This is a genomic window from Pseudomonas sp. P7758 (genome assembly GCF_013386485.1).
GTDB lineage: Bacteria > Pseudomonadota > Gammaproteobacteria > Pseudomonadales > Pseudomonadaceae > Aquipseudomonas.
The window spans coordinates 33,679-57,417 of sequence record NZ_JACARS010000024.1; the positions used below are offsets into that span (position 1 = coordinate 33,679).

Genomic DNA, 23,739 nt, shown 5'->3' on the forward strand with positions numbered 1-23,739 from the left:
TGGCGGAGTCCGTTGGGGAACCGGATGGTATCGCAGCCATCCCGGTCGGCCAAGTCAACTTATTCAGAAGAAAGCACTATAGACACCGCGAATACCCGGTTTTTTCAGGCCGTTTTCAGACGTTCGGCCAATGCCGTCGCCAGTTGCGCCGTCAATCCATACACCGATAACTGCGGGTTAGCGCCAATGCTGGTGGGGAATAGCGAGCCATCGTGGATCGACAAGTTGCGCAGTTGATGATGGCGCCCAAGGCTGTCGGCCACGGCGTTTTTCGGTTCTTCCCCCATCGCGCAACCGCCCATTACATGAGCGCTGCCGAGCCGGGTTCGGTGCAATTCGAGGTTCAACCCGTCGATCATGCTGCGGGCTTCAGCCAAGGTGTTCACGTAGCGCGCATCGCCGTGCAGCGGCATCACCGACTTGGCGCCGCCGGCAAACTGAATCTCCGCCATGCTGTGGAATGCCCGGCGCAGGCCGTCCCAGGCGTAGGGCGAAACCTGATAATCGAGCACCGGGGTGCCATCGCCGCGTAATTCGACTGTGCCACCCGGGCTGTCGGGGTGGAAGCCGTCCCGCAGCAGCGCCAGCATGGCGTGGGTTTTCGGCAGTTGACCCATGTCCAGCGCGTTCTGCGTGCCGTAGCCGCCGAGCAAGGTGCTGGCCAGGCCCGGATGCAGTGGCGGTACTTCGAGCTTGTAGGACATTTTGCCGGTAGTGCCGTCCTGCCATTGGAAGTGATCGGAATAAATCGACTGCGGCGCGCCGTAGAACGGGTTGATCACCTCGTCGAACAACCCTGCGGAAAAATTCACCAGGTGTAAAAAGGTTCGCTTGCCCAGTCGCGAGTGGGGATCGGGTGCGTCCGAGCGCAGCAGCAGCGCCGGGCTGTTGATGCCGCCGCCGGCCAGTACGTAATGCTTGGCTTTGACTGTGATCTTGCGGCCGGTGGGTGCCACGCAAAACTGATCCATGGCCACGCATTCGAGGCTGGTGATGGTGTCGCCGCTGAACTTCAGGCGTTCGGCGCGGGCCAGGTACAGCAGCTCGCCGCCTTTCTCCAGGGTGGACGGAATGGTGGTCACCAGCATTGATTGCTTGGCGTTGACCGGGCAACCCATGCCGCAATACCCCAGGTTGAAACAGCCGCGCACATTGCGCGGGATCACGTGCCAGCTGTAGCCAAGCTTTTCGCAGCCCTTGCGGATCACGTCATTGTTGGCATTCGGTGGCATGGCCCAAGGCGCGATGCCCAGGCGTTGTTCCATTTTTTCGAACCAGGGCGCCATTTCGGCGCTGCTGTGGCCCTTGACCGCGTACTCGCTGGCCCAGTGGGCGAGGGTCGGGTCCGGGGTGCGGAAGCTGGAGGTCCAGTTGATCAGCGTGGTGCCGCCGACCGCGCGGCCCTGCAGGATGGTGATAGCGCCGTCCTTGCTCATGCGCCCGATGCCTTCCTGGTAGAGGCTGGCGTAGGCCTCGTCTTCCAGCAGCTTGAAGTCGTTGCTGGTCTTCAGCGGGCCTTCTTCGATCAGCAGCACCTTGTAGCCGGCGGCGCTGAGGATTTCGGCGGTGGTGCCGCCGCCGGCGCCGCTGCCGATGATTGCGACGTCGGCTTCCAGGGTCAGGTCCTGGTCGAGGGCGGCGCCATTGTGGGTCTTCCAGCCGCGGGCCATGCCATCGCGGAACAGATCAGGTACGGGCATCAGGGTCGTCTCTTGTTTTTATCGGGATGCGAATCAGATTTTCGGTGGGCCGGGGTAGCCGCAATGCGCCCAGGACTCGGGGCGGAAATACCAGGCCATGATCACCAGCTTGAGCAACGAGCCCTGGCCCATGCGCAGCAGGTTCAGGTAGCTGTTTTCCCAACGGTGCAGGAAGTTGCGGATCTGTTCGCCGCTGGCGTTTTCCCAGCTGCCCCACACCCCGGTCAGCGGCCCACGGGTGACGGCCATGCCCAATACGTCGAACAGTTGCTGGGTCAGCTTGAACATCTCGGGCGACAGGTGTTGCAGGCTGAAGTCGAGCTTTTTCAGGGTGTCGTCGATGCCGGCCACCACTACCTCGGCGCTGGCCACGCCCTCCAGCAGCACCGGAATCACTGCCCGCAAAAACGGCAGGTCACTGCTGCGCAACATCGCAAAGCCGCTGGCCGGGGTGCTGCTGGAGCAGCCGCTGAGGCTGGCGCCCAGCCCGGCGGTGGCCAGGAAGGCGCTGGCGCACAGGCCGAGTTTCAAGACGCCGCGCCGTGACAGCGCGGGTGATTCAGTCAGGCTAGGGTTCATTCTTATTGTTATCCCGGTGATGGGTTTGTTAGCGGACGAACAGCTTCTGGATCAACTTCTGGATGGATTTGCCATAGGGCGGGTAAATCAGCTTGGCCGCGTTCAGGCGTTGCTTGATCAGCACGCCCTTGGCCTTGCTGAAGGTCAGGAAACCTTCATGGCCGTGGTAATGGCCCATGCCCGACGGGCCGATGCCGCCGAAGGGCATGTCGTCCTGGGCTACGTGCAGCAACGTGTCGTTCAGGCACACGCCGCCGGAATGGGTTTCGTGCAGTACGCGGTTCTGTTCCGCCTTGTTGTAGCCGAAGTAATACAGCGCCAGTGGGCGAGGGCGCTGATTGATGTAGGCAAAGGCCTGGTCGAGGCCGCGATACGGCACGATCGGCAGCACCGGGCCGAAGATTTCGTCCTGCATCACGGTCATCTCGTCGCTGACATTCAGCAGCAGGCTGTGGGCCATGCGGCGGTCCTGGCCCTGGTCGTACAGCGGGACCAGGGTGGCACCCTTGTCGGTGGCGTCTTTCACGTAGCCGTTGAGCCGGGCCAACTGTCGTTCGTTGATGATGGCGGTGTAGTCCGGGTTGTCGGCCAGGGTCGGATAGAACCCGCGGACCGCCTTGCTGTAGGCCTCGACGAAGCCGTCTACACGGTCTTCCGGCACCAGCACATAGTCCGGCGCCACGCAGGTTTGCCCGGCATTCAGCGCCTTGCCGAAGGCGATGCGTTCGGCGGCGTCCTTGAGCGGCACGTCGGCGGAAACAATCGCCGGTGATTTGCCGCCCAGTTCCAGGGTGACCGGAGTCAGGTGTTCGGCCGCCGCGCGCATCACGTGCTTGCCGATGCTGGTGGCGCCGGTGAACAGCAGGTGGTCGAAGCGCAGCTTGGAAAACGCCATGCCCACTTCAGCCTCGCCGAGCACCACGCACACCAGGTCCTCGGGGAAGATCTTCGCCAGCAGCGTCTTGAGCAACTGGCCGGTGGCGGGGGTGGATTCGCTGAGCTTGAGCATCACCCGGTTGCCGGCCGCCAATGCACCCACCAGCGGGCCGATGGCCAGGTACAACGGGTAGTTCCAGGGCACGATCACCCCGACCACACCCAGGGGTTGATAGATGACCTTGGCGGACGCGGGCTGGAAGGCAATGCCTACAGCGCGGCGGGAAGGTTTCATCCAACCCTTGAGGTGTTTGCTGGCGTAGTGAATGCCATGCAGGCTGGGCATCAGTTCGGCGAACAGGGTTTCGTCGGCGCTGCGGTGGCTGAAATCACTGCTGATGGCGTTGATCAGCGCCTGGCGCTCGTCACTCAACAGCTCGCGCAAGGCCTTGAGCCATTGCTGGCGCTGGGCGGCCGGCGGCATCGGGTTGGCGGCGTAGGCTTGGCGCTGGGCGTCGAACAGTTCCTGGAGTTGGTCCAGCGCCTGGGAATCTTGCAGGTAGGCAACGTTGGCAGACATGGCGAAGTTCCCGATTGTTATTGGAATGCTTCAGTTTTTAGAGTCATTGCTCTAAATTGTCAAATAACATTGCACAACGTGCCGATTTATCCGGACAAGGATAGTCCGTAAGATGCCGCCATCACGGGTCTAGAAGTTGATTTCCCATGGCACCACGAGTAAAGACCAGCGAGCGCATTGTGCAAACCAGCCTGGAGCTGTTTAACCAGCAGGGCGAGCGCAGTGTCAGCACCAACCATATCGCTGCCCATATGGAAATTTCCCCGGGCAACCTGTACTACCACTTCCCCAACAAGCAGGCGATTATCGCAGTGCTGTTTCGTGAGTACGAAGCGTTGGTGGACAGCTTCCTGCGCCCGCCCCAGGGCCGTGCGGTGACCGTGGAAGACAAGCGCTTCTACCTGCAGGCGGTGCTGGCCGGCATGTGGCGTTACCGCTTCTTGCACCGCGACCTCGAACACCTGCTGGAAAGCGACCCGGAGCTGGCCACCGGCTATCGGCGGTTCTCCCAGCGTTGCCTGATCCAGGGCGCAGCCATCTACCAGGGTTTTGTCGATGCCGGCATCCTGAACATGGACCCGGTACAAACCGAAGCCCTGACCCTCAACGCTTGGATCATCCTCACCTCATGGGTGCGCTTCCTGTGCACCACCAATGAAAAGTCCACGCACCTGAGCGCTGAGGCCATCAAGCGCGGTGTGTACCAGGTGCTGGTGCTGGAAGCCGGGTTTATCACCCCCAAGGCCAAGGACGCGGTGGATGCACTGTTCAAAGAGTTTTACGTGCCGTTGAATCAGGCGCTGGAAGAAGTGAAGTAGGATGTTTCCCGAACGCTAACCTAGCCACAGGAGTCAGTCATGCCGCTTGCCCAACTGATCAGCCCCCAGCAACTGGCCGAGCGCCAGAAGTCCGGCGGGCTGGTGATCCTCGATTGCCGCTTTGCCCTGGAAGACCCGGACTACGGCCTGTGCAGCTACGCCGAAGGGCATATCGAAGGGGCGCAGTATGCCGACCTGGAGCGCCACCTCAGCGGGCCGATAATCAAGGGCGTGACCGGTCGCCATCCGCTGCCGGCGCCGGATGCGTTTATCCGGCAACTGCGGGCATGGGGCGTTAACGCCGACAGCGATATCGTTTTGTATGACGACGGCCCCGGTGCCTATGCCGCCCGTGCCTGGTGGCTGCTGGCCTGGCTGGGCAAGCGCGACGGCGTGTTCATCCTCGATGGCGGCCTGAAAGCCTGGCACGCGGCGGGCTTCCCGTTGAGCCTGGATGCGCCGGTGATCGAGCCCGGCACCTTCAGCGGCACGCCGGACAACCACTTGCAACTGGACGCCGAACACCTGCAGAAACGCCTTGGCCAGCCCGGCCTGACCCTGATCGACGCCCGCGCCCAGCCGCGTTTTCGTGGTGAAGTGGAGCCGATCGACCCGGTTGCCGGGCATATCCCCGGCGCGCAATGTGCCGCATTCAATGAAAACCTGGGCAGCGACGGCCGTTTCCTGCCGGCGGACCAGCTCAAGCAACGCTTCGCCGCCAAGCTGCAAGACCGCTCGCCGGATGACCTGGTGGCCTACTGCGGCTCGGGCGTGACTGCCTGCCACAACCTGTTTGCGCTGTGCCTGGCGGGTTACCCGTTGGGCAAGTTGTACGCGGGGTCGTGGAGCGAGTGGATCACTGATCCAAAGCGGGAAGTTGCAACAGGCGACTGAGGTCTGCCTGACCCGGTCTGAGCCAAAGTGTGGGAGCTCCCACATTTTTATCGGCGTTGTGTCAGTAGCCACTCCGGGATTCTTCGTTCCAGGTAGTAAGTTGGCTGTTTCAGCGAGCCATCCACAAACCCGACATGCCCGCCCTTGGCCAGCAGTTCGAACTCGGTGCAATCCGACAGTTCGCTGGCCTCGGGCAGGCTGTGGGCGAACACGAACGGGTCGTCCGCGGCCTGGATGATCAGGGTTGGTGTGCGAATGCCCCCGAGGTAGTAGCGGCTGGAGGCGCGGCGGTAGTAGTCCTCGGCACTGAGGAACCCGTGCAGCGGCGCGGTGACGCGGCCGTCAAAGTCCCAGAACGTGCGCATCTTCTCCAGCGAGCCCAGGTCGGCGAGGGTTTTCAGGCCTGCCTCGCGGCCATCCTTGAGAAACCGGCTTTGTTTGACGCGGATATAGGCCAGCATTTCGCGCATGAAATGCTTCTGATAAACCCGAGAAAAGCCCAGGCCAATGCGATCGGCGCACTGATCCAGGCGAAACGGTACCGACACGGCGGCCGCGCCTTGCAGCCCGCAGGCTTCGCCGGTTTCGCCCAAGTACTTGAGCAGCACATTGCCGCCCAGTGAATACCCCACCGCATACAGCGGCGCCAACGGGCGCTTGGCCCGCAGGTGAACGATGGTTTCGGCCAGGTCTTCACTGGCGCCGGAATGGTAGCTGCGGGCAAGCAGGTTGGGTTCGCCGGAGCAGCCACGCCAGTTTAGCGCGACGCTGGCCCAGCCTTGGGTTGCGAGGGCTTTTTGCAGGCCGGCTACATAGGGCGAGTTAGACGAGCCGGTCAGGCCATGCAGGACCAGCACCAACGGGGTGGTTGCCTCATGGGGCCCGTGCCAGTCGAGGTCGAGAAAGTCGCCGTCTGCCAGCCACAGCCGTTCGCGCTGGCGTTCGATGTGCGTGGTTTTGCGCCACAGCGGTCCCCACAGCGTTTGCAGGTGCGGGTTGCCGAGGCCGAAGGCGGGGGAGAAGCGGTCGAGGGGCGGAGTCATGAAATTCTCGGTGCCGAATGGGCTTGCTCCAATCATTGTAGGAGCGAGCTTGCTCGCGAAAAACTCAAGATCACCGCGTTCCCCTGGTTTCCCGCGTCATCGTTAACGATCTTCGCGAGCAAGCTCGCTCCTACACGGTGCGTTGCCACAACGCGTAATACACCCGCCCGGATTTCTGCTCGCGGTGCAGGCGCCACGTGCCCGGCAGGCCGAGTGTGGACGGTGCGGTTTCGCTTTCAGTGTAGATCCAGGCATCCGGCGCCAACCACTGACGCTCTTCCAGCAGCGCACATACAGTCGGCAGCAGGTTCTGGTTGAACGGCGGATCAAGAAACACCACGTCAAACTCACGGGCTTCCTGGGTTTCCAGGTAGCGCAACGCATCAGCCGTCTGCACTTGCCCGGTGGTGCAACGCAGGGTGCCCAGGTGTTCCTTGAGGCTGGCGACCGCCACATTGCTGGCATCCAGCGCCTGGCCCAGCGCCGCGCCACGGGACAGCGACTCCAGGAACAGCGCGCCGCTACCCGCGAACGGGTCCAGCACCTTGGCCCCGGCGATATACGGCGCGAGCCAGTTGAACAGGGTTTCACGCACGCGGTCTGGCGTCGGGCGCAGGCCCACGACATCAGGGAAGCTCAGCTTACGGCTGCCCCACTCTCCGCCGATGATGCGCAGTTGGCCCACACCGTTGTGAACGTTGTGGACAGGTTTTTTGGGACGGGATGGACGGGCCATTAATGCTCCGGAACCCCGAGCGGTTGCTCGGCGGGTTTATCAGTGGGGGGCGGTAGTGGCTTTTGCGCAATCGTCGGGCCGGCGGTCACGATGACCATCTTGTCGGCACTCAAATGTTTGTTCAAAGCAGCTTTGACCTGGTCAACGGTCAGCGCCTGGGATTGTTTCATGAAATCTTCCAGGTAGCTCAGCGGCAGGTTGTAGAAACCCATGGCGCCCAGCTGCCCGACGATATCGGCGTTGCTCGCGGTGGACAGCGGGAAGCTGCCGGCCAGTTCGCGCTTGGCGTCATCGAGTTCTTTCTGTGTCGGGCCGGTCTTGAGGTAGGCGGCGAGTACGTCCTGCACCAATCGCAGCGTGCCGGCGCTCATTTCGGCGCGGGTTTGCAGGTTGATCATGAACGGGCCGCGTACCTGCATCGGCGAGAAACCGGAGTATACGCCGTAGGTCAGGCCGCGTTTCTCGCGCACTTCGCTCATCAAACGGGTGCCGAAGCCACCGCCGCCGAGAATCTGGTTACCCAGGGACAGCGCGGCGTAATCCGGGTCGGCACGGTCGATTCCCAGTTGCGCCAGCAGCAGGGTTGTCTGCTTGGACGGGAACTCGATATGTGTGGTGCCAGCCTTGGGCTCGACCGGTTGGGCGATTTTCGCCAGCGCCGGGCCTTTTGGCAGGGACGCGGAAACCTTGGCGGTCATGGCTTCGGCTTCGGCGCGGGTCAGATCGCCGACTACAGAAATCACTGCGTTGCCGGCGGCGTAGGCCTTGGCGTGGAAGTCCTTCAATTGCGCGAGAGTCACCTTCGGCACGCTCTCGGCGTTGCCTTCGCTCGGATGGGCGTAAGGGTGGTCGCCATAGAGCTGCTTGAACAGCTCGATGCTCGCCAGTTTGCCGGGGTTCTGTTTCTGGTATTCAAAGCCGGCCAGCAGCTGGTTCTTGATCCGCGCCAGAGAGTCTGCCGGGAAGGTCGGCTTGCCGATCACGTCGTCAAACAGTGACAGGGCGGCGTCACGCTTGTCGCTGGCGCTCAGGCTGCGCAGGGAAACCAGCGCCATGTCGCGGTAGGCGCCATTGCTGAAATCGGCACCCAGGCCGTCGAAACCGGCGGCAATCTGGCTGACGTCCTTGCCCGGCACGCCTTCGTTGAGCATTGCGTTGGTCAACAGTGCCAGGCCTGGCGTTGCGCCGTCCTGGCTGCTGCCGGCGGCGAACAGGATGCGCATGTCGAACATCGGCAGTTCATGGGCTTCGACGAACAGCACCTTGGCGCCTTCGGCGGTGGTCCAGGTTTGCACGTCGAGCTTGCGGTTGGTCGGTGCCTTGTCGTCCATCTCGGCCAGGGATTGCAGCTTGTTGGCGGACTTGGCCTGCTCCAGCGCCTGGCTGGCGACGGATTCGCTGGGGCGCAGCAAGTACACCGCGCAGGCAGCAGCCAAAGTCACCACGATCAGGCCGGGCAGCACCAGGCGGTTGTTTTTACGTTCACTCATGAGCGGTCTCCTCAGGCAAGACATGGGCGACGCTGAGACGTTCGCGGGTGAAATAGGTGCGTGCAGCTTTCTGGATATCTTCGGCGGTGACGCTTTGCAGCTCGGCCAGCTCGGTGTCCATGAGTTTCCAGGACAGGCCCACCGTCTCCAGGGAGCCGATGGCAGTGGCCTGGCTGGTGATCGAGTCGCGCTGGTAAACCACGCCGGCGATGACCTGGGCGCGGATACGCTCCAGTTCTTCAGCGCTCGGTGGCTTGGCCTTCAGCTCATCCAGCAGGCGCCACAGGCCGGCTTCAGCCTGGGCCACGGTCTTTTTCTTTTGCAGGTTCGGTGTGGCAGTCAGGGTGAACAGGCTGTCACCGCGGGTGTAGGCGTCGTAGCTCGACGAACCGCCGGACACCAGCTCTTCGCCGCGCTCCAGTTGTGTCGAGATGCGCGCGCTGTAGCCGCCGTCCAGCAGGGCCGAGATCAGGCGCAGGGCGTTGACCGAGCGTTTGTCTTCAGCGGTGGCCAGGCTCGGCACGTTGAAACCAAGGATCACGCTCGGCAGTTTGGTCTGTACATGCATAGTCAGCAGGCGTTCACCGGGCTCGGCCAGTTCCAGCGGGATTTTCGCCGGGGGGACGTCGCGCTTGGGGATCGGGCCGAAATAGCGCTGGGCCAGGGTTTTGACTTCATCCGGGGTTACGTCGCCCACCACTACCAGGGTGGCGTTGTTCGGCACGTACCAGGATTGGTACCAGTGGCGCAGCTCTTCAACCTTCATGCGGTCCAGGTCGGCCATCCAGCCGATGGTCGGCGTGTGGTAGCCGCTGGCCGGGTAGGCCATGGCCTTGAAGCGCTCATAGGCCTTGGACATCGGGTTGTCGTCGGTGCGCATCCGGCGTTCTTCCTTGATCACCTCGATCTCGCGGCTGAACTCGTCGGCCGGCAGGCGCAGGCTGGCCATGCGGTCGGCTTCCAGCTCGAAGGCGACACCCAGGCGGTCACGGGCGAGCACTTGGTAGTAAGCGGTGTAGTCGTCGCTGGTGAAGGCGTTTTCTTCGGCACCCAGGTCACGCAGGATCAACGAAGCCTCGCCGGGGCCGACCTTGGCGCTGCCCTTGAACATCATGTGTTCCAGGGCGTGGGACAAACCGGTCTGGCCCGGGGTTTCATAGCTGGAGCCAACCTTGTACCAGACCTGGGAAACCACCACCGGGGCGCGATGGTCTTCGCGCACGACGACCTTGAGGCCGTTGTCCAGGGTGAATTCGTGGGTGGGTTGTGGGTCGGCAGCCAAAGCTGAAAGGGGCAGACAAACTGTGCTGAGCAGCAGGCCTGCGGCGCGGCGGGCTAGAGCATTCATTCGTTTTTAAACCTGTTGGGCTGCCCGCTTGGTCTTAGCGTCGGCGGGCGAGGAGGTGCTAGGATACTGGTCCGACCTAGGGACGGCCACTATGGCTGTCTTGTTAAGGCTCTATTTAGGCCTTACAAAATGTTGCGCATGAACGAGCTGGCTAAAAAACAGTCTGTTACGCATCGAATTTTATTTACCGGCACGCCCCCTGGCGCGTCGCTACCTTGAGATAGCCGTCTCCATGTTTGGTTCCAACGACGACAAGAAGACCCCAGCTGCGGCTGGCGAGAAAAAAGGCCTGTTCGGATGGCTGCGCAAAAAGCCGCAGGAAACCGTCGTCGAACAGCCGCAGGTTCAAGCTGAACCGATCCCCGAATCCATAGTAGAAGCCGAACCGGTTGCCGAAACACCGGCCCCGGTGGTGTTGCCGATGGCCGAGCCGGTGTTGCAGCCGGTGGTTGAGCCAGAACCTGCGCCAGAGCCAGAGCCAGAGCCAGAGCACAAGCCATGGCTGGTGTTGCCGGTGGCAGAAGAGCCTGTAGCACTGGTTGAAGGCGAGCTGGCCGAGCATGTGGCTCCGCCGATTCCGGCCCTCGTGGAGCCTGCGCCCGTTGTGGTCCAAGCGCCGCCAGTGGTTGAGGTGCTTGCACCGGTGGTCGCCAAACCTGTTCCGGTCGCCGTCGCCGCGCCAGCAGTCATCGAAGAGCCTGCTGTTCCTGCCGAAACCGGCAAGACCGGTTTCTTCGCCCGCCTCAAGCAAGGCCTGAGCAAGACCAGCGCCAGCATCGGCGAAGGCATGGCCAGCCTGTTCCTCGGCAAAAAGACCATCGATGACGAGCTGCTGGAGGACATCGAAACCCGCCTGCTGACCGCCGACGTGGGCGTCGAAGCCACCGCCGTGATCATCCAGAGCCTGACCCAGAAGGTCGCGCGCAAGCAGCTGACCGACGCCGATGCGCTCTACAAGTCGCTGCAGGCCGAGCTGGCCAACATGCTCAAGCCGGTGGAAGCGCCGCTGATCATCGATACGCAGAAAAAGCCGTTTGTGATCCTGGTGGTTGGCGTCAACGGCGCCGGCAAGACCACCACCATCGGCAAGCTGGCGAAGAAGCTGCAACTGGAAGGCAAGAAAGTCATGCTCGCCGCCGGTGACACCTTCCGTGCCGCCGCCGTGGAGCAATTGCAGGTCTGGGGCGAGCGCAACAAGATCCCGGTCATCGCCCAGCACACCGGCGCCGATTCGGCTTCGGTGATCTTCGATGCGGTGCAGGCCGCCAAGGCGCGCAACATTGATGTGCTGATCGCCGATACCGCCGGTCGCCTGCACACCAAAGACAACCTGATGGAAGAGCTGAAGAAAGTTCGCCGCGTGATCGGCAAGCTCGACGCCGACGCGCCCCACGAGGTGTTGCTGGTGCTGGACGCCGGTACCGGCCAGAACGCCATCAGCCAGGCCAAACAATTCCACCAGACGGTCCAACTGACCGGCCTGGCATTGACTAAGCTCGACGGCACGGCCAAGGGCGGTGTGATCTTCGCCCTGGCCAAGCAGTTCGGGTTGCCGATTCGTTACATCGGCGTCGGTGAAGGCATCGACGACCTGCGCACTTTTGAAGCCGAACCCTTTGTACAGGCACTGTTTGCCGAGCGGGAGCGTTCATGATTCGTTTCGAACAGGTCGGTAAACGCTACGCCAACGGGCATGTCGGCTTGCATGAGCTGAGTTTCCGGGTGCGTCGCGGCGAATTCTTGTTTGTGACCGGCCATTCGGGTGCCGGTAAAAGTACCTTGTTGCGCCTGTTGCTGGCCATGGAGCGCCCAACCACCGGCAAACTGCTGCTGGCGGGCCAGGACCTGGCAACCATCAGCAACGCACAGATTCCATTCCTGCGTCGCCAGATCGGCGTGGTGTTCCAGAACCACCAGTTGCTGTTCGATCGCACGGTGTTCAACAACATCGCCTTGCCGTTGCAGATTCTCGGTCTGTCCAAGGCCGAAATCGTCAAGCGCGTGGATTCGGCCCTGGAGCGCGTGGCGCTGTCGGACAAGACCGACCTGTACCCAGGCGACCTGTCCACCGGCCAGCAACAGCGCGTCGGCATCGCCCGCGCCATCGTCCATCGCCCGGCCTTGCTGCTGGCGGACGAACCCACCGGTAACCTCGACCCGCGCCTGGCCGCAGAAATCATGGGCGTGTTCGAAGACATCAACCGCCTGGGCACCAGCGTGCTGATCGCCAGTCACGACTTGGCGCTGATCGCCCGCATGCGCCACCGCATGCTGACCCTGCAACGCGGCCGCCTGATCGGTGACGGGGAGGCTGGGGTATGAGTGCAACACGCAGCCCGAAGGTTTCCGAGCGCGTCGCGCCAAAGGCGGCCGACCCGCAGCCACAGAAGAAAAAACGCGACGAAGACGATGGCCCGGATTTCGGCACCTTGGTGCATGCCTGGATCGAAAGCCACCGTGCCAGCCTGGTAGACAGCCTGCGCCGCCTCGGCAAGCAGCCGATCGGCAGCTTTTTTACCTGCCTGGTCATGGCCGTGGCCTTGAGCCTGCCCATGGGCTTGTCATTGCTGCTGAACAATGTCGAGCGCCTTGGCGGTTCGTGGCAGCGGGCGGCGCAGATTTCCCTGTACCTGAACCTGGATGCCAGCGCCCAGGACGGTGAGTCCCTGCGCGACCAGATCAAGGGCATTCCGGGTGTGGCCGAGGCTGAGTACATCAGCCGCGATCAAGCCCTGGAAGAGTTCCAGCAACAGTCCGGCCTGGGCGAGGCGCTCAAGGAGTTGCCGCAAAACCCGCTGCCGGGCGTGGTGCTGGTCACCCCGAACGAGGTCGACAAGACCACCCTGGAAGCCCTGCGACAAAAACTCGCAGAGCTGCCGAAGGTCCAACAGGCACAACTTGATCTAGTCTGGGTAGAGCGGTTGGCCGCGATTCTCAAGCTGGGCGACCGGTTTGTGTTCGGCCTGACGGTGTTGCTGGTGTCTGCATTACTTTTGGTGATAGGCAATACCATTCGTCTTCATATTGAAAACCGCCGCACCGAGATAGAAGTGATTAAACTCGTCGGCGGCACGGACAGCTATGTGCGTCGGCCTTTTCTGTACATGGGCGCGCTTTATGGCTTCGGTGCGGGAATTTTGTCCTGGGGCGTACTGGCTTTTGGCCTGAACTGGCTGAACGATGCGGTGGTGGGGCTTGCCGGTTTGTACGGCAGCGATTTTGCCCTGGCCGGCGTGCCGGCAGCCGATGGTCTGTCATTGTTGCTTGGGGCAGTGCTCTTGGGGTATATCGGTGCTTGGATTGCGGTCGCACGGCATTTACGTGAGCTGGCACCGAAGTAGTTAATGTCAGGGTAATGTGGTTTCGTTTGTATTGACCGTATCAGTGGTTTAGGGAACTTGTCCTACGGTTCCCGGTCAATTTTCGCAGTGCTGAACTGCACGAGTTATGTGAGTCGGAGGTTTTTTCGTATGACCACTTCTTTGCAACCTGCTTATGCTCTGGTCCCGGGTGCGAACCTGGAGGCCTATGTGCACACGGTCAACAGCATTCCATTGCTGACGCCCGAGCAGGAGCGTGAACTGGCCGAGAGTCTCTACTATGAGCAGGATTTGGGGGCGGCTCGGCAGATGGTGCTCGCCCACCTGCGTTTTGTCGTACATATCGCCCGTAGCTATAGCGGCTACGGCCTGGCCCAGGCTGACCTGATTCAGGAAGGCAACGTTGGCCTGATGAAAGCCGTGAAGCGCTTCAACCCGGAAATGGGTGTGCGCCTGGTGTCGTTTGCTGTGCACTGGATCAAGGCGGAAATTCACGAATTCATCCTGCGCAACTGGCGCATCGTGAAAGTCGCGACCACCAAGGCCCAGCGCAAACTGTTCTTCAACCTGCGCAGCCAGAAGAAACGCCTGGCGTGGCTGAACAACGAAGAAGTGCATCGCGTGGCCGAAAGCCTTGGCGTTGAGCCACGTGAAGTGCGCGAGATGGAAAGTCGCCTGACCGGCCATGACATGGCCTTCGACCCGGCCGCTGAAGCGGACGACGACAGTGCCTTCCAATCGCCGGCCAACTACCTGGAAGACCACCGGTACGACCCGGCGCGTCAGCTGGAAGATGCCGACTGGAGCGACAACTCCAATCACAACCTGCACGAAGCGCTGGAAGTGCTGGACGACCGCAGCCGTGACATTCTCTACCAGCGCTGGCTGGCAGAAGAAAAAGCCACGCTGCACGACCTGGCGCAGAAGTACAACGTGTCGGCCGAGCGGATTCGTCAGCTCGAGAAGAGTGCGATGAACAAGCTGAAACTGTCGATCGCCGCCTGACACAGGTAGCTAGGACAACGCGATCGAAATGTGGGAGCGGGCTTGCTCGCGAAGGCGGTGGATCAGTCACCTAAGGTATTGACTGGCACACCGCTTTCGCGAGCAAGCCCGCTCCCACTTTTGTTTTGTGGGTGTCAGTCAGCCCAAGGCGCCTTGCGCGAGTTGTTCAGCTCATTCAAATAGCTGTCGCCACCCAACTGACTCATCTGCTGCCGAATCCACGCCGCCCGTCGCGCGACATACGACGTTGGATGGCTGGCACTCCACACCCGCGGGTTAGGCAACACCGCCGCCAGGTAGCTGGCCTGCTGGCGGGTCAGCGCCTTGGCGCTCACCCCAAAGTGATGCCGCGCCGCCGCTTCGGCGCCGAACACGCCTTCATCCCACTCCACGCTGTTGAGGTACACCTCAAGAATTCGCTGCTTGGGCCAGAGAATCTCGATCAGCCCGGTAAACCAGGCTTCCAGGCCCTTGCGGAAATAGCTGCGGCCGGTCCACAAAAACAGATTCTTCGACACCTGCTGGCTCAAGGTGCTGGCGCCGCGAATCGAACCGCCGCGCTCGTTATGCAGCAACGCCGCCTGGATCGCGTCGAAATCAAAACCCCAATGTTGCGGGAAGCGCTGGTCTTCGCCAGCCATCACCGCCACTTTCAGTTCGTCGGAGATCTGATCCCACGGCACCCACGTGCGCTGTACGTCAATCGGCTCGCCGTCGACCCAGGACTCGACCTTGCGCTCAACCATCAGCGCAGTGCCCGGTGGTGGCACGAAACGGAACAGCAGCACCAGCAGCACGCTGCCGATGGCAAACCACTTGAGGGCTTTGAGAAAACGCTTGAAGAGGAGACGCAGCATAGAGATGGCTTGGCCGAACCCGTTGAGCGGGCCATTATACAGACCCTGCCCCCTGAGTCTGACTGGAGTTCCTCATGTTGCGTGGCTTTCTGATGCTGGCTGCCTTTTTCGGTTTCACCGGCGTCGCCCTGGGTGCGTTTGCCGCCCACGGCCTGAAAAACCGCCTGAGCGCCGAGTACCTGGCGATTTTCCACACCGGCGTGACCTACCAGTTGGTGCACACCCTGGCGCTGTTCGGCGTGGCACTGTTGGCGGCGCACATCCCGGGCAGGCTGGTGACGTGGGCGGGTGTGTCTTTTGCCGTGGGCATCCTGCTGTTCTCCGGCAGCCTGTATGTGCTGACCATGACCGGCATCAGCAAGCTCGGCATCATCACCCCGTTTGGTGGCCTGGCGTTCCTGCTGGGCTGGTTCTTCCTCGGTTTGGCGGCGTGGCGTCTACAGGCTGCCTGACCAAGGGGCTTGGGCCAGCAACGTCAATCACGCTAGAATGCTGGCCCCTAAAAACGATGGCGGCCCGTGGCATGCGCATTCAGTTGAACGGCGAACCCTTTGAACTGCCCGACGGTGAAACCGTTGCGGCCCTGCTGACCCGTCTGGACTTGACCGGACGCCGCGTCGCAGTGGAGCTCAACCAGGATATCGTCCCGCGTAGCCAGCACGTCGAGACCGCGCTCACCGAGGGTGACCAGGTCGAAGTGGTCCACGCCATCGGCGGCGGCTAGCCGTCCGGCGCTCCAGGGCGCCAACCCGCATTCTGCAGAACCTCACCCCAACTCGAGGATTTCCCATGAGCATCGTTCGTAGCGACAAGCCTTTCGTCCTGGCCGGTCGTACCTTCCAGTCGCGTCTGCTGGTCGGCACCGGCAAGTACCGCGACATGGAAGAAACCCGCCTGGCCATCGAAGCCTCGGGCGCCGAGATCGTTACTTTCGCCGTGCGCCGCACCAACCTCGGCCAGATCGAGGGCGAGCCGAACCTGCTCGAAGTGCTGTCGCCGGATCGCTACACCTTCCTGCCGAACACCGCCGGTTGCTACGACGCCATCGAAGCCGTGCGCACCTGCCGCCTGGCCCGTGAGCTGCTCGACGGCCACAACCTGGTGAAGCTGGAAGTGCTGGCCGACCAGAAAACCCTGTTCCCCAACGTGATCGAAACCCTCAAGGCCGCCGAGACCCTGGTCAAGGAAGGTTTCGACGTGATGGTCTACACCAGCGACGACCCGATCATCGCCCGCCAACTGGCCGAAATCGGCTGCATCGCGGTGATGCCGCTGGCCGGTCTGATCGGTTCCGGCCTGGGTATCTGCAATCCGTACAACCTGCAGATCATCCTTGAAGAAGCCAAGATCCCGGTGCTGGTGGATGCGGGCGTGGGCACTGCCTCCGACGCCACCATCGCCATGGAACTGGGTTGCGATGCGGTGCTGATGAACTCGGCCATCGCCCATGCCCAGCAGCCGGTCCTGATGGCTGAAGCCATGAACCACGCAATTGTCGCCGGCCGCCTGGCGTACCTCGCCGGGCGCATGCCGAAAAAACTTTACGCCAGCGCCTCCTCGCCGCTGGATGGTCTGATCAAGTAAGAGCCATTGATGACTGAATCAAACGAAACGCCGAACACCCTGGAAGAAGGCGACGAGTCCAAGCACCGCCGCATCAAGAGTTTTGTGATGCGCGCCGGTCGCATGACCGAGGGCCAGCAAAAGGGCCTGGAGCAGGGCACGCCGCTGTTCGTCCTGCCGCTGGCAGACGCGCCGGTGGATTACGACCAGGTGTTTGGCCGCTCGGCACCACGCTCCCTGGAGATTGGCTTCGGCATGGGCCATTCCCTGCTGGAAATGGCCGCGGCTTCGCCGGAGCAGGATTTTATCGGGGTTGAAGTACACCGTCCGGGTGTTGGCGCGCTGCTGAACGGCGTGCTGACTCAGGGCCTGACCAACCTGCGGGTCTACGACTGCGACGCGATCGAAGTGCTCAACCGCTGCATCGCCGACAACAGCCTCGACCGCCTGATGCTGTTCTTCCCGGACCCCTGGCACAAGAGCCGTCACCACAAGCGCCGCATCGTCCAGGCTTCCTTCGCGGAACTGGTGCGCAGCAAGCTGAAAGTGGGCGGCATCCTGCACATGGCCACCGACTGGGAACCGTATGCCGAGTACATGCTGGAAGTAATGAACGTCGCCCCTGGCTACCGCAACCTGGCGGAAGACGGCAAATGCGTCCCGCGCCCGGCCGAGCGGCCGATCACCAAGTTCGAACGTCGCGGCGAGCGACTCGGGCATGGGGTTTGGGATTTGAAGTTTGAGAAAGTGGACTGATAAGTCCCAGGCTTGAAATGCAGTAAAAAATGTGGGAGCGGGCTTGCTCGCGAATGCGGTAGATCAGTCGACATTTACGCTGACTGACACACCGCATTCGCGAGCAAGCCCGCTCCCACATTTGTTTTGTGCCGCGCTTAAGGTCAGCGGCGATCCGCCACCACCCCAATCAACACCAGCACCACCAACAACACCGGCGCCAGGCTGTAGTTGTTGAACTGGCTCAACCCGCGAACAATCCACGGCGTGGCATAGATCAGCGCAGCACCGCTGCCGATCATGCACACCAGCGCCATCAGCGGCACGCGCAGCGCACCCGCGATGCTGCCCAGCCGTGCTTCGACCCAGCCCTTGATGTCGGCGCCAAACAGCACCAGCAGGCAGCCTACCAACGCCAGGGAGATTTCCGACAGGTTGCTACGGCTCCAGCGGGATACGGTGGCGAGCAGGTCGAGTACCAGATCCATTTGATTTCCTTAAGAGCAATCAGCTCAAAAACTTCTGCAGCAGGTCATTGAGAAAGAGTTGCCCGCGGTCGGTGGCCGCCAGGCGTGACGGTTCGACCTGCATTAAGCCACTTTGTTCTGCCTCACGACGGGCCTCATCGAGACTCGCCAGCTCAAGGCCGGTACGCTCGGCGTAAAGCCTGGCTTCGACGCCGTCGGTGAGGCGCAGGGCGTTCATCAGGAACTCGAACGGTAACTCTTCGTTGGTCAGTTCTTTCGCGCCGGCCTGGTAGTTTTTCGCCGGGTTGAGGTAGTCCTTCGGTGCCCGGGTTTTCCAGGTGCGCACGATGCGCCCATCCGGATGGCTGAGCTTGCCGTGGGCACCGGCGCCGATGCCGATAAAATCGCCAAAGCTCCAGTAGTTCAGGTTATGCCGCGCCGGCCGTCCCGGTTGGGCGTAGGCCGAGACTTCGTACTGGGCGTAACCGTGTTCGGCGAGCAACGCCTGGCCGGCTTCCTGGATGTCCCACAGGGTGTCGTCTTCCGGCAGCACGGGCGGCTGGTTCCAGAACACGGTGTTGGGTTCCAGGGTCAGTTGATACCAGGACAGATGCGTGGGCTTTAGGGCAATGGCCTGGCGCAGGTCGCCCAGGGCGTCCTCCAGGGACTGATCGGGCAAACCGTGCATCAAGTCCAGGTTGAAGTTGTCGAACCCGGCCTGGCGCGCCATGCCGGCGGCACGCACGGCTTCGTCACCGTTATGGATGCGGCCCAGGGCTTCGAGTTTTTCCTGCTGGAAACTCTGGATGCCAATCGACAGCCGATTGATCCCAAGCTTGCGGTACGCCACGAACTTCTCTTGCTCGAAGGTACCGGGGTTGGCTTCCAGGGTGATCTCGATATCGCCGGCAAACGGGATGCGCGCTTCCACGCCCTTGAGCAACCGGCCCAGGGCAGCGGCGCTGAACAGGCTTGGGGTGCCGCCGCCGAAAAAGATCGAACTCAGCTCACGGCCGTACACTGCATGCAGGTCCTGATCGAGGTCGGCCAGCAACGCGTCGACGTACTCTTCCTCTGGCAGCACCTTGCTGGCGGTGTGGGAGTTGAAGTCGCAATAGGGGCATTTGCGCACGCACCACGGGATGTGGATATACAGCGCCAGGGGCGGCAGGTGAGGCAGGGCCGCCCGAGGTGTTTGCGCGCCACCGAGAATCAGTGGCTGCGCGGAGGTGTTCTGAGTCATTTCATGCCCAGGCGCTGGCGCAGCAAATCCATTGCGCGGGCGCGGTGGCTGATCTGGTTCTTGTCGGCCGGGCTCAATTCGGCGCTGGAGACATTGCGCTCCGGCACCCAGAACAACGGGTCATAACCGAAACCGTGCTCGCCGCTGGCCGCATGCAGGATGCGACCGTGCCACAAGCCTTCGCAGAGGATCGGCAATGGATCATCGGCGTGACGCACCAGGGCCAGCACGCAGACGAACTGCGCGCCGCGCATCGCGTCGGGCACGTCCTTGAGGGCGTCCAGCAGCTTGGCGTTGTTGGCCGCATCGCCTTTACCGTCGGCGTAACGTGCCGAGTAGATGCCAGGCGCGCCGCCCAGGAAGTCCACGGCCAGGCCAGAATCGTCAGCCAGTGCCGGCAGGCCGGAAATACGCGCGGCGTTGCGGGCCTTGAGGATGGCGTTCTCGACAAACGACAGGCCGGTCTCTTCCGGCTCTACCTGGCTGAACTCGCCAATCGAGCGCAGTTGCACCGAGTCGCCGAGCATGGCCTGGAGTTCTTTGAGCTTGCCGGCGTTATGGCTGGCCAGTACGAGTTGAGTAAGGTTCATCATTGCGCCGGAAACAGTTCCTGGTTGAAACTGAAACCGTGGGCTTTGCCACCGGTTTCAACGTTGATGGTGAAAATCTTGGTTTCCTGCTGCGGCACCGGGTACTGGGCGACGTAAAGCGTAGAACCTTTCTGGGTGATTTTCTTGAACGTCAGCATCTCGCTCTTGCCGCCCAGATCCTTGATTGTGCCGGTAACGGTGGCGTCTATCGATTCGACGCCCTTGTTTACGAACACATTGATCATGCCCAGCTCTTTGCTGCGTACGATCCCGGCTTCCTGAGCCATTTCCGGCGTCAGGAAGCTGGTGGTCAGGGTGTTGTAGTGCACCGTGATATCGCCGAATTCTTTCTGACGATTACCATCGATAACATCCGCCGCCATAGCGCTGACGCTCAGGCACGCGGTGAGTAGAAAAACAGCCAGGCGACTCATGATCGTCCTCCTTGAAAATGGTTAGACGGCAATCTGGTGGTCCGTCAGGCCCGGGCTGCTGACCCGGTAGATCCCGATCTCACCCAGCAGGTTGGGCCATAGCTTACTCGCCCAGCCGTGACGATGCTGTTGATCGACGGCAAGGCGGTTGATGACTTTGGCTTCGCGCTCGCCGCACAGCGCTTCGAAGTCTTCAAAGGTGCAGAAGTGGATGTTGGGCGTGTTGTACCAGGTGTACGGCAGGAAGTCCGACACCGGCATGCGGCCCTTGGTGGCCAGGTACCAGCGGCAGCGCCAGTGGCCGAAATTGGGGAAAGTAATGATGCACTGGCGGCCGACGCGCAACATTTCGTCGAGGATCCGGTCCGGGTAGTGCACGGCTTGCAGGGCCTGGGTCATGACCACGATGTCGAAGCTGTTGCTGGCAAAGTTGCCGAGGCCCTTGTCCAGGTCCTGCTCGATCACGTTGATGCCCTTGGCCACGCACTGGGCGATGTTGTCCGGGTCGTTTTCCAGGCCATAGCCGGTGACTTGCTTGTTGTCGCGCAGCCAGCTCAGCAGTTCGCCATCGCCGCAACCCAAGTCGAGCACGCGGCTGCCGGCGGGGATCCAGTCTTGGATGATTTCCAGGTCGGCTCTCATGGCGTTCTCACAGTGCTATTCGATTCATGTAGTTGCTGAAGGCCTGCAGGTAGCGCGGGATCGGGATCAGGAAGGCGTCGTGGCCTTGCGGTGCGTCGATCTCCAGGTAGCAGACGTCTTTCTTGGCGGCCATCAGCGCATCCACCAATTCCCGCGAGCGGGCCGGGGAGAAGCGCCAGTCGGTGGTGAACGACATCACGCAGAACTTGGCGGTGGCCGCCTCGAAGGTGCGCGCCAGGTCATCGTCGAAGTTCGCCGCCGGATCGAAGTAGTCCAGGGCCTTGGTCATCAGCAGGTAGGTGTTGGCGTCGAAACGCCCGGAAAACTCCTCGCCTTGATAACGCAGGTAGCTCTCGACCTGGAATTCGACGCTGTGGAAGTCGTAGTTGAGCTTCTCGCTCTTGAGGCCACGGCCGAATTTCTCGCCCATGGAGTCATCCGACAGGTAGGTGATGTGCCCGACCATGCGCGCGAGCATCAGCCCGCGCTTGGGGATCACGCCCGCTTCCTGGAACGAACCGCCGTGGAACTCAGGGTCGGTCAGGATCGCCTGGCGCGCCACTTCGTTGAAGGCGATGTTCTGCGCCGACAGCTTGGGGGCCGAGGCGATGGCCAGGCAATGGCGCACGCGGTCCGGGTAGGTGATGGTCCATTGCAGGGCCTGCATGCCGCCCAGGCTGCCGCCGATCACGGCGGCCCATTGGGCGATGCCCAGAACGTCGGCCAGGCGCGCCTGGCTGTGCACCCAGTCTTCCACGGTCAGCACCGGGAAATCGGCGCCAAACGGCTTGCCGGTTTCCGGGTTGAGGCTGCTGGGGCCGGTGGAGCCGTTGCAGCCGCCGAGGTTGTTCAGGCTGACCACGAAGAACTTGTTGGTGTCGATGGGCTTGCCGGGACCGATGCAGCTGTCCCACCAGCCGGGCTTGCGCTCGTCCATGCTGTGGAAACCCGCAGCGTGGTGGTGGCCGGACAAGGCGTGGCAGATCAGCACGGCGTTGCTGGCCGTGGCGTTCAGTTGGCCGTAGGTTTCATAGATCAGGTCGTAGGCGGGCAGCGAACGGCCGCAGGCCAGGGCCAGCGGTTCGCTGAAGTGCGCCACTTGGGGCACGACCAGTCCAACAGAATCGGGGGGGAAGGCAGTTGGCATCGACCCTGCTCTCGTTTAAATGAGGCGTAAGTCTAAAGACCGCTGCACCCAGCGGCAAGCAAAGGCCTGCGGCTGGTGTTTTTAAGGCTTTTTGTGGCGAGGGAGCTTGCTCCCGCTGGAGCGCGAAGCGGTCCCGGTCCGGTTGCCGCGATTTCGCAGATGCAACGCGGTCGGCCGTTTTGGGGCTGCTGCGCAGCCCGGCGGGAGCAAGCTCCCTCGCCACATTGTTGTCAGATCAGACCGAACAGTTCTTTGGGCATGAATGCGTAGAACGCCAAACGTGGAATCACCCAGCTTTGCAGCAGCTGAATCGCGATAAACGCGAAGATCGGTGAGATGTCCAGGCCACCCAGGTTAGGTACCAGGCGACGGAACGGTGCCAGCACCGGCTCAGTGATCTGTGCCACCAGTTCGGCACCCGGGCTGCGGCTGCCCGGAGCGACCCAGGACAGGATCACGCTGATGATCATCGACCAGAAAATGATCTTCAGGAACAGCGAGAAGATCCCGATCAAGGCCCACGGCAGTAACAGCAGCGTGGTGGCCTGATAGCCATTGAGCAGCAGGATGACCGCGAACAACAGGATCTGCAGCAGCAGCGCCAATACCAGCGACGACATGTCCAGGCCGAACAGGCTCGGGATCACCCGGCGCAGAGGCTTGAGCAGCGGCTGCGTGGCCTTTACCACGAACTGGCACAGCGGGTTGTAGAAGTTCGCCCGCACCAGTTGCAGGATAAAACGCATCAGCACGATCAGCAGGTACAGGCTGCCCAGGGTCTGGATGATGAAAATGGCAGCGTCATTGATTCCGAGCATGTTTGATTCCTATGTGGGGGACGACTATTTGCCCAGCTGCTCGGCCATTTCGGCCGAACGATGTGCTGCGGCACCCAGTGCTTTTTCCACCAGGGCTTCAAAGCCCCCGGCCTGGAATGATTCGATTGCCGCCTGGGTCGTGCCGCCCGGCGAGGTCACGCGACGGCGCAACTCGGCCGCGTCGACATCGCTGGTCACGGCCATCTGCGCGGCGCCCAGTGCGGTCTGCTCGGCCAGTTGCTCGGCGACTTCCTGCGGCAGGCCGAGTTTCACGCCTGCGGCGGTCATGGCCTCGATCAGCAGGAAGAAATACGCCGGGCCACTGCCGGAGACGGCGGTGACGGCGTCCAGTTGCTGCTCTTGTTCCAGCCACACGGCGAGACCTACGGCGGACAGCAGCTCTTGTGCCTGGTCGCGCTGTTGGGCAGTGACTTCGGATGTGGCGTACAAGCCGCTCACGCCCTTGCGCAGCAGCGCCGGGGTGTTGGGCATGCAACGCACAATCGGCTGGGCGCCGAGCCAGTGGGTCATGCTGGCGCAAGTGATGCCGGCGGCGATGGACACCACCAGTTGATGGGGCTTGAGGCTTGGGCGCAGGCTTTCGCACACGGCTTTCATGGCTTGTGGCTTGACCGCCAGCACTACCACGTCCACGCCTTCAATCGCTTCTGCGTTGTCGGCGAAGGTGTCGATGCCGTGCTCGGCGCTGACGCGGGAGCGGGTGTCGGCGCCCGGGTCGCTGGCGCGAATCTGTTGTGCTTCCAGGCCCTTGGCCCGCAGGCCGCCGATCAGGCTGGCCGCCATGTTGCCGGCGCCGATAAAGGCAATACGCGTGTTGCTCATGACAGGTCCTT

Annotated in this window: 26 protein-coding genes; 10 read left to right on the forward strand and 16 right to left on the reverse strand. The window is 62.1% G+C overall.

From position 1 onward, the window contains the following. Positions 1-104 precede the first annotated feature (104 nt). From HX873_RS06500 to HX873_RS06510, 3 genes are read right to left on the reverse strand one after another with little or no spacing between them, the layout of a single operon-like run. The gene (locus HX873_RS06500) at positions 105-1,700 is read right to left on the reverse strand and encodes a GMC family oxidoreductase (protein ID WP_134327474.1); all 1,596 of its coding nucleotides are present in this window, start codon (positions 1,698-1,700) and stop codon (positions 105-107) included. 33 nt (positions 1,701-1,733) lie between these two features. Continuing rightward, the gene (locus HX873_RS06505) at positions 1,734-2,279 is read right to left on the reverse strand and encodes a twin-arginine translocation pathway signal protein (protein ID WP_087693254.1); all 546 of its coding nucleotides are present in this window, start codon (positions 2,277-2,279) and stop codon (positions 1,734-1,736) included. A 28-nt stretch (positions 2,280-2,307) separates the two neighbouring features. Further along, positions 2,308-3,735, reverse strand: a complete 1,428-nt coding sequence (locus HX873_RS06510; protein ID WP_102604117.1) for a coniferyl aldehyde dehydrogenase — start codon at positions 3,733-3,735, stop codon at positions 2,308-2,310. A gap of 146 nt (positions 3,736-3,881) precedes the next feature. On the opposite strand from HX873_RS06510, the gene HX873_RS06515 reads away from it, so the two are divergent. Both HX873_RS06515 and HX873_RS06520 read left to right on the forward strand, forming a co-directional pair. Next, the gene (locus HX873_RS06515; RefSeq protein ID WP_003213791.1) at positions 3,882-4,553 is read left to right on the forward strand and encodes a TetR/AcrR family transcriptional regulator; all 672 of its coding nucleotides are present in this window, start codon (positions 3,882-3,884) and stop codon (positions 4,551-4,553) included. A 39-nt stretch (positions 4,554-4,592) separates the two neighbouring features. After that, a complete protein-coding gene (locus tag HX873_RS06520; protein WP_087693253.1) occupies positions 4,593-5,447 on the forward strand; it encodes a sulfurtransferase in 855 nt (284 codons plus the stop codon). A gap of 47 nt (positions 5,448-5,494) precedes the next feature. Here the strand turns inward: HX873_RS06520 and HX873_RS06525 are convergent, their stop codons facing one another. The 4 genes from HX873_RS06525 to HX873_RS06540 all read right to left on the reverse strand — a co-directional run bounded on the left by HX873_RS06525 (position 5,495) and on the right by HX873_RS06540 (position 10,064). Further along, entirely contained in the window at positions 5,495-6,490 is a 996-nt protein-coding gene (locus HX873_RS06525) for a hydrolase (protein ID WP_177122491.1), read from the reverse strand. Between the two features lie 130 nt (positions 6,491-6,620). Continuing rightward, the gene (gene rsmD / locus HX873_RS06530) at positions 6,621-7,226 is read right to left on the reverse strand and encodes a 16S rRNA (guanine(966)-N(2))-methyltransferase RsmD (protein ID WP_003213788.1); all 606 of its coding nucleotides are present in this window, start codon (positions 7,224-7,226) and stop codon (positions 6,621-6,623) included. Then, positions 7,226-8,716, reverse strand: a complete 1,491-nt coding sequence (locus tag HX873_RS06535; RefSeq protein WP_177122492.1) for a pitrilysin family protein — start codon at positions 8,714-8,716, stop codon at positions 7,226-7,228. Before HX873_RS06535 ends, rsmD begins: the two co-directional genes overlap by 1 nt. Further along, on the reverse strand, positions 8,709-10,064 hold the full coding sequence (locus tag HX873_RS06540) for a pitrilysin family protein (RefSeq protein WP_003213786.1): 1,356 nt from the start codon (positions 10,062-10,064) through the stop codon (positions 8,709-8,711). Before HX873_RS06540 ends, HX873_RS06535 begins: the two co-directional genes overlap by 8 nt. 232 nt (positions 10,065-10,296) lie before the next feature. Between HX873_RS06540 and ftsY the strand changes: the two genes are divergently transcribed. From ftsY to rpoH, 4 genes are all read left to right on the forward strand, one after another. After that, positions 10,297-11,718: a signal recognition particle-docking protein FtsY gene (ftsY, locus tag HX873_RS06545; RefSeq protein WP_177041187.1), complete on the forward strand. Its 1,422-nt coding sequence runs from the start codon at positions 10,297-10,299 to the stop codon at positions 11,716-11,718. Then, positions 11,715-12,386, forward strand: coding sequence for a cell division ATP-binding protein FtsE (gene ftsE, locus HX873_RS06550; RefSeq protein ID WP_003213784.1), 672 nt, complete (start codon positions 11,715-11,717; stop codon positions 12,384-12,386). The genes ftsY and ftsE overlap by 4 nt, the downstream gene beginning before the upstream one ends. Next, a complete protein-coding gene (gene ftsX, locus HX873_RS06555; RefSeq protein ID WP_003213783.1) occupies positions 12,383-13,405 on the forward strand; it encodes a permease-like cell division protein FtsX in 1,023 nt (340 codons plus the stop codon). The genes ftsE and ftsX overlap by 4 nt, the downstream gene beginning before the upstream one ends. A 129-nt stretch (positions 13,406-13,534) precedes the next feature. Beyond that, the gene (gene rpoH, locus HX873_RS06560) at positions 13,535-14,389 is read left to right on the forward strand and encodes an RNA polymerase sigma factor RpoH (protein ID WP_003176698.1); all 855 of its coding nucleotides are present in this window, start codon (positions 13,535-13,537) and stop codon (positions 14,387-14,389) included. 134 nt (positions 14,390-14,523) lie between these two features. On the opposite strand, the gene mtgA is transcribed toward rpoH, so the two are convergent. Continuing rightward, positions 14,524-15,246 carry a monofunctional biosynthetic peptidoglycan transglycosylase gene (mtgA, locus tag HX873_RS06565; RefSeq protein ID WP_102370102.1) on the reverse strand — a complete coding sequence of 241 codons (723 nt, stop codon included), beginning with the start codon at positions 15,244-15,246 and terminating at the stop codon, positions 14,524-14,526. Between the two features lie 74 nt (positions 15,247-15,320). Between mtgA and HX873_RS06570 the strand changes: the two genes are divergently transcribed. The 4 genes from HX873_RS06570 to trmB all read left to right on the forward strand — a co-directional run bounded on the left by HX873_RS06570 (position 15,321) and on the right by trmB (position 17,565). Further along, on the forward strand, positions 15,321-15,698 hold the full coding sequence (locus tag HX873_RS06570) for a DUF423 domain-containing protein (protein WP_003213781.1): 378 nt from the start codon (positions 15,321-15,323) through the stop codon (positions 15,696-15,698). Positions 15,699-15,769: 71 nt separating this feature from the next. Continuing rightward, a complete protein-coding gene (gene thiS, locus HX873_RS06575; protein ID WP_008434168.1) occupies positions 15,770-15,970 on the forward strand; it encodes a sulfur carrier protein ThiS in 201 nt (66 codons plus the stop codon). A gap of 65 nt (positions 15,971-16,035) precedes the next feature. Beyond that, positions 16,036-16,830 carry a thiazole synthase gene (locus tag HX873_RS06580; protein WP_102370101.1) on the forward strand — a complete coding sequence of 265 codons (795 nt, stop codon included), beginning with the start codon at positions 16,036-16,038 and terminating at the stop codon, positions 16,828-16,830. Positions 16,831-16,839: 9 nt separating this feature from the next. Beyond that, entirely contained in the window at positions 16,840-17,565 is a 726-nt protein-coding gene (gene trmB, locus HX873_RS06585; protein WP_003213778.1) for a tRNA (guanosine(46)-N7)-methyltransferase TrmB, read from the forward strand. Between the two features lie 143 nt (positions 17,566-17,708). Here trmB and HX873_RS06590 read toward each other — a convergent pair whose 3' ends face one another. The 8 genes from HX873_RS06590 to proC form a co-directional block, all read right to left on the reverse strand. After that, positions 17,709-18,032, reverse strand: coding sequence for a DUF3392 domain-containing protein (locus HX873_RS06590; protein WP_003213776.1), 324 nt, complete (start codon positions 18,030-18,032; stop codon positions 17,709-17,711). Between the two features lie 19 nt (positions 18,033-18,051). Beyond that, positions 18,052-19,254 carry a radical SAM family heme chaperone HemW gene (hemW, locus tag HX873_RS06595; RefSeq protein WP_008434163.1) on the reverse strand — a complete coding sequence of 401 codons (1,203 nt, stop codon included), beginning with the start codon at positions 19,252-19,254 and terminating at the stop codon, positions 18,052-18,054. Continuing rightward, the gene (gene rdgB / locus HX873_RS06600) at positions 19,251-19,847 is read right to left on the reverse strand and encodes an RdgB/HAM1 family non-canonical purine NTP pyrophosphatase (protein WP_177022331.1); all 597 of its coding nucleotides are present in this window, start codon (positions 19,845-19,847) and stop codon (positions 19,251-19,253) included. The genes hemW and rdgB overlap by 4 nt, the downstream gene beginning before the upstream one ends. Next, positions 19,844-20,278 (reverse strand): DUF4426 domain-containing protein, encoded by a 435-nt coding sequence (locus HX873_RS06605; RefSeq protein ID WP_003213770.1) that lies wholly within the window; start codon positions 20,276-20,278, stop codon positions 19,844-19,846. Before HX873_RS06605 ends, rdgB begins: the two co-directional genes overlap by 4 nt. A gap of 21 nt (positions 20,279-20,299) precedes the next feature. Then, complete coding sequence (metW, locus tag HX873_RS06610) at positions 20,300-20,920, reverse strand: methionine biosynthesis protein MetW (protein WP_003213768.1); 621 nt, start codon at positions 20,918-20,920, stop codon at positions 20,300-20,302. A 7-nt stretch (positions 20,921-20,927) separates the two neighbouring features. After that, a complete protein-coding gene (locus tag HX873_RS06615) occupies positions 20,928-22,067 on the reverse strand; it encodes a homoserine O-acetyltransferase (RefSeq protein WP_008434158.1) in 1,140 nt (379 codons plus the stop codon). A 230-nt stretch (positions 22,068-22,297) separates the two neighbouring features. Next, complete coding sequence (locus HX873_RS06620; RefSeq protein WP_003213764.1) at positions 22,298-22,885, reverse strand: YggT family protein; 588 nt, start codon at positions 22,883-22,885, stop codon at positions 22,298-22,300. Between the two features lie 24 nt (positions 22,886-22,909). Then, positions 22,910-23,728: a pyrroline-5-carboxylate reductase gene (gene proC / locus HX873_RS06625; RefSeq protein ID WP_008434156.1), complete on the reverse strand. Its 819-nt coding sequence runs from the start codon at positions 23,726-23,728 to the stop codon at positions 22,910-22,912. Between the last annotated feature and the right edge of the window lie 11 nt (positions 23,729-23,739).

Bases quoted from the DNA above. Each gene is read 5' to 3' on its own strand.
- HX873_RS06500 (WP_134327474.1), bottom strand. From the start codon at position 1,700: ATGCCCGTACCTGATCTGTTCCGCGATGGCATGGCCCGCGGCTGGAAG.
- proC (WP_008434156.1), bottom strand. From the start codon at position 23,728: ATGAGCAACACGCGTATTGCCTTTATCGGCGCCGGCAACATGGCGGCC.
- HX873_RS06605 (WP_003213770.1), bottom strand. From the start codon at position 20,278: ATGAGTCGCCTGGCTGTTTTTCTACTCACCGCGTGCCTGAGCGTCAGC.
- HX873_RS06505 (WP_087693254.1), bottom strand. From the start codon at position 2,279: ATGAACCCTAGCCTGACTGAATCACCCGCGCTGTCACGGCGCGGCGTC.
- HX873_RS06525 (WP_177122491.1), bottom strand. From the start codon at position 6,490: ATGACTCCGCCCCTCGACCGCTTCTCCCCCGCCTTCGGCCTCGGCAAC.
- HX873_RS06510 (WP_102604117.1), bottom strand. From the start codon at position 3,735: ATGTCTGCCAACGTTGCCTACCTGCAAGATTCCCAGGCGCTGGACCAA.
- HX873_RS06515 (WP_003213791.1), top strand. From the start codon at position 3,882: ATGGCACCACGAGTAAAGACCAGCGAGCGCATTGTGCAAACCAGCCTG.
- ftsE (WP_003213784.1), top strand. From the start codon at position 11,715: ATGATTCGTTTCGAACAGGTCGGTAAACGCTACGCCAACGGGCATGTC.
- trmB (WP_003213778.1), top strand. From the start codon at position 16,840: ATGACTGAATCAAACGAAACGCCGAACACCCTGGAAGAAGGCGACGAG.
- rpoH (WP_003176698.1), top strand. From the start codon at position 13,535: ATGACCACTTCTTTGCAACCTGCTTATGCTCTGGTCCCGGGTGCGAAC.
- HX873_RS06580 (WP_102370101.1), top strand. From the start codon at position 16,036: ATGAGCATCGTTCGTAGCGACAAGCCTTTCGTCCTGGCCGGTCGTACC.
- HX873_RS06570 (WP_003213781.1), top strand. From the start codon at position 15,321: ATGTTGCGTGGCTTTCTGATGCTGGCTGCCTTTTTCGGTTTCACCGGC.
- rsmD (WP_003213788.1), bottom strand. From the start codon at position 7,226: ATGGCCCGTCCATCCCGTCCCAAAAAACCTGTCCACAACGTTCACAAC.
- rdgB (WP_177022331.1), bottom strand. From the start codon at position 19,847: ATGATGAACCTTACTCAACTCGTACTGGCCAGCCATAACGCCGGCAAG.
- HX873_RS06615 (WP_008434158.1), bottom strand. From the start codon at position 22,067: ATGCCAACTGCCTTCCCCCCCGATTCTGTTGGACTGGTCGTGCCCCAA.
- HX873_RS06590 (WP_003213776.1), bottom strand. From the start codon at position 18,032: ATGGATCTGGTACTCGACCTGCTCGCCACCGTATCCCGCTGGAGCCGT.
- thiS (WP_008434168.1), top strand. From the start codon at position 15,770: ATGCGCATTCAGTTGAACGGCGAACCCTTTGAACTGCCCGACGGTGAA.
- HX873_RS06535 (WP_177122492.1), bottom strand. From the start codon at position 8,716: ATGAGTGAACGTAAAAACAACCGCCTGGTGCTGCCCGGCCTGATCGTG.
- hemW (WP_008434163.1), bottom strand. From the start codon at position 19,254: ATGACTCAGAACACCTCCGCGCAGCCACTGATTCTCGGTGGCGCGCAA.
- ftsY (WP_177041187.1), top strand. From the start codon at position 10,297: ATGTTTGGTTCCAACGACGACAAGAAGACCCCAGCTGCGGCTGGCGAG.
- mtgA (WP_102370102.1), bottom strand. From the start codon at position 15,246: ATGCTGCGTCTCCTCTTCAAGCGTTTTCTCAAAGCCCTCAAGTGGTTT.
- HX873_RS06520 (WP_087693253.1), top strand. From the start codon at position 4,593: ATGCCGCTTGCCCAACTGATCAGCCCCCAGCAACTGGCCGAGCGCCAG.
- metW (WP_003213768.1), bottom strand. From the start codon at position 20,920: ATGAGAGCCGACCTGGAAATCATCCAAGACTGGATCCCCGCCGGCAGC.
- HX873_RS06620 (WP_003213764.1), bottom strand. From the start codon at position 22,885: ATGCTCGGAATCAATGACGCTGCCATTTTCATCATCCAGACCCTGGGC.
- HX873_RS06540 (WP_003213786.1), bottom strand. From the start codon at position 10,064: ATGAATGCTCTAGCCCGCCGCGCCGCAGGCCTGCTGCTCAGCACAGTT.
- ftsX (WP_003213783.1), top strand. From the start codon at position 12,383: ATGAGTGCAACACGCAGCCCGAAGGTTTCCGAGCGCGTCGCGCCAAAG.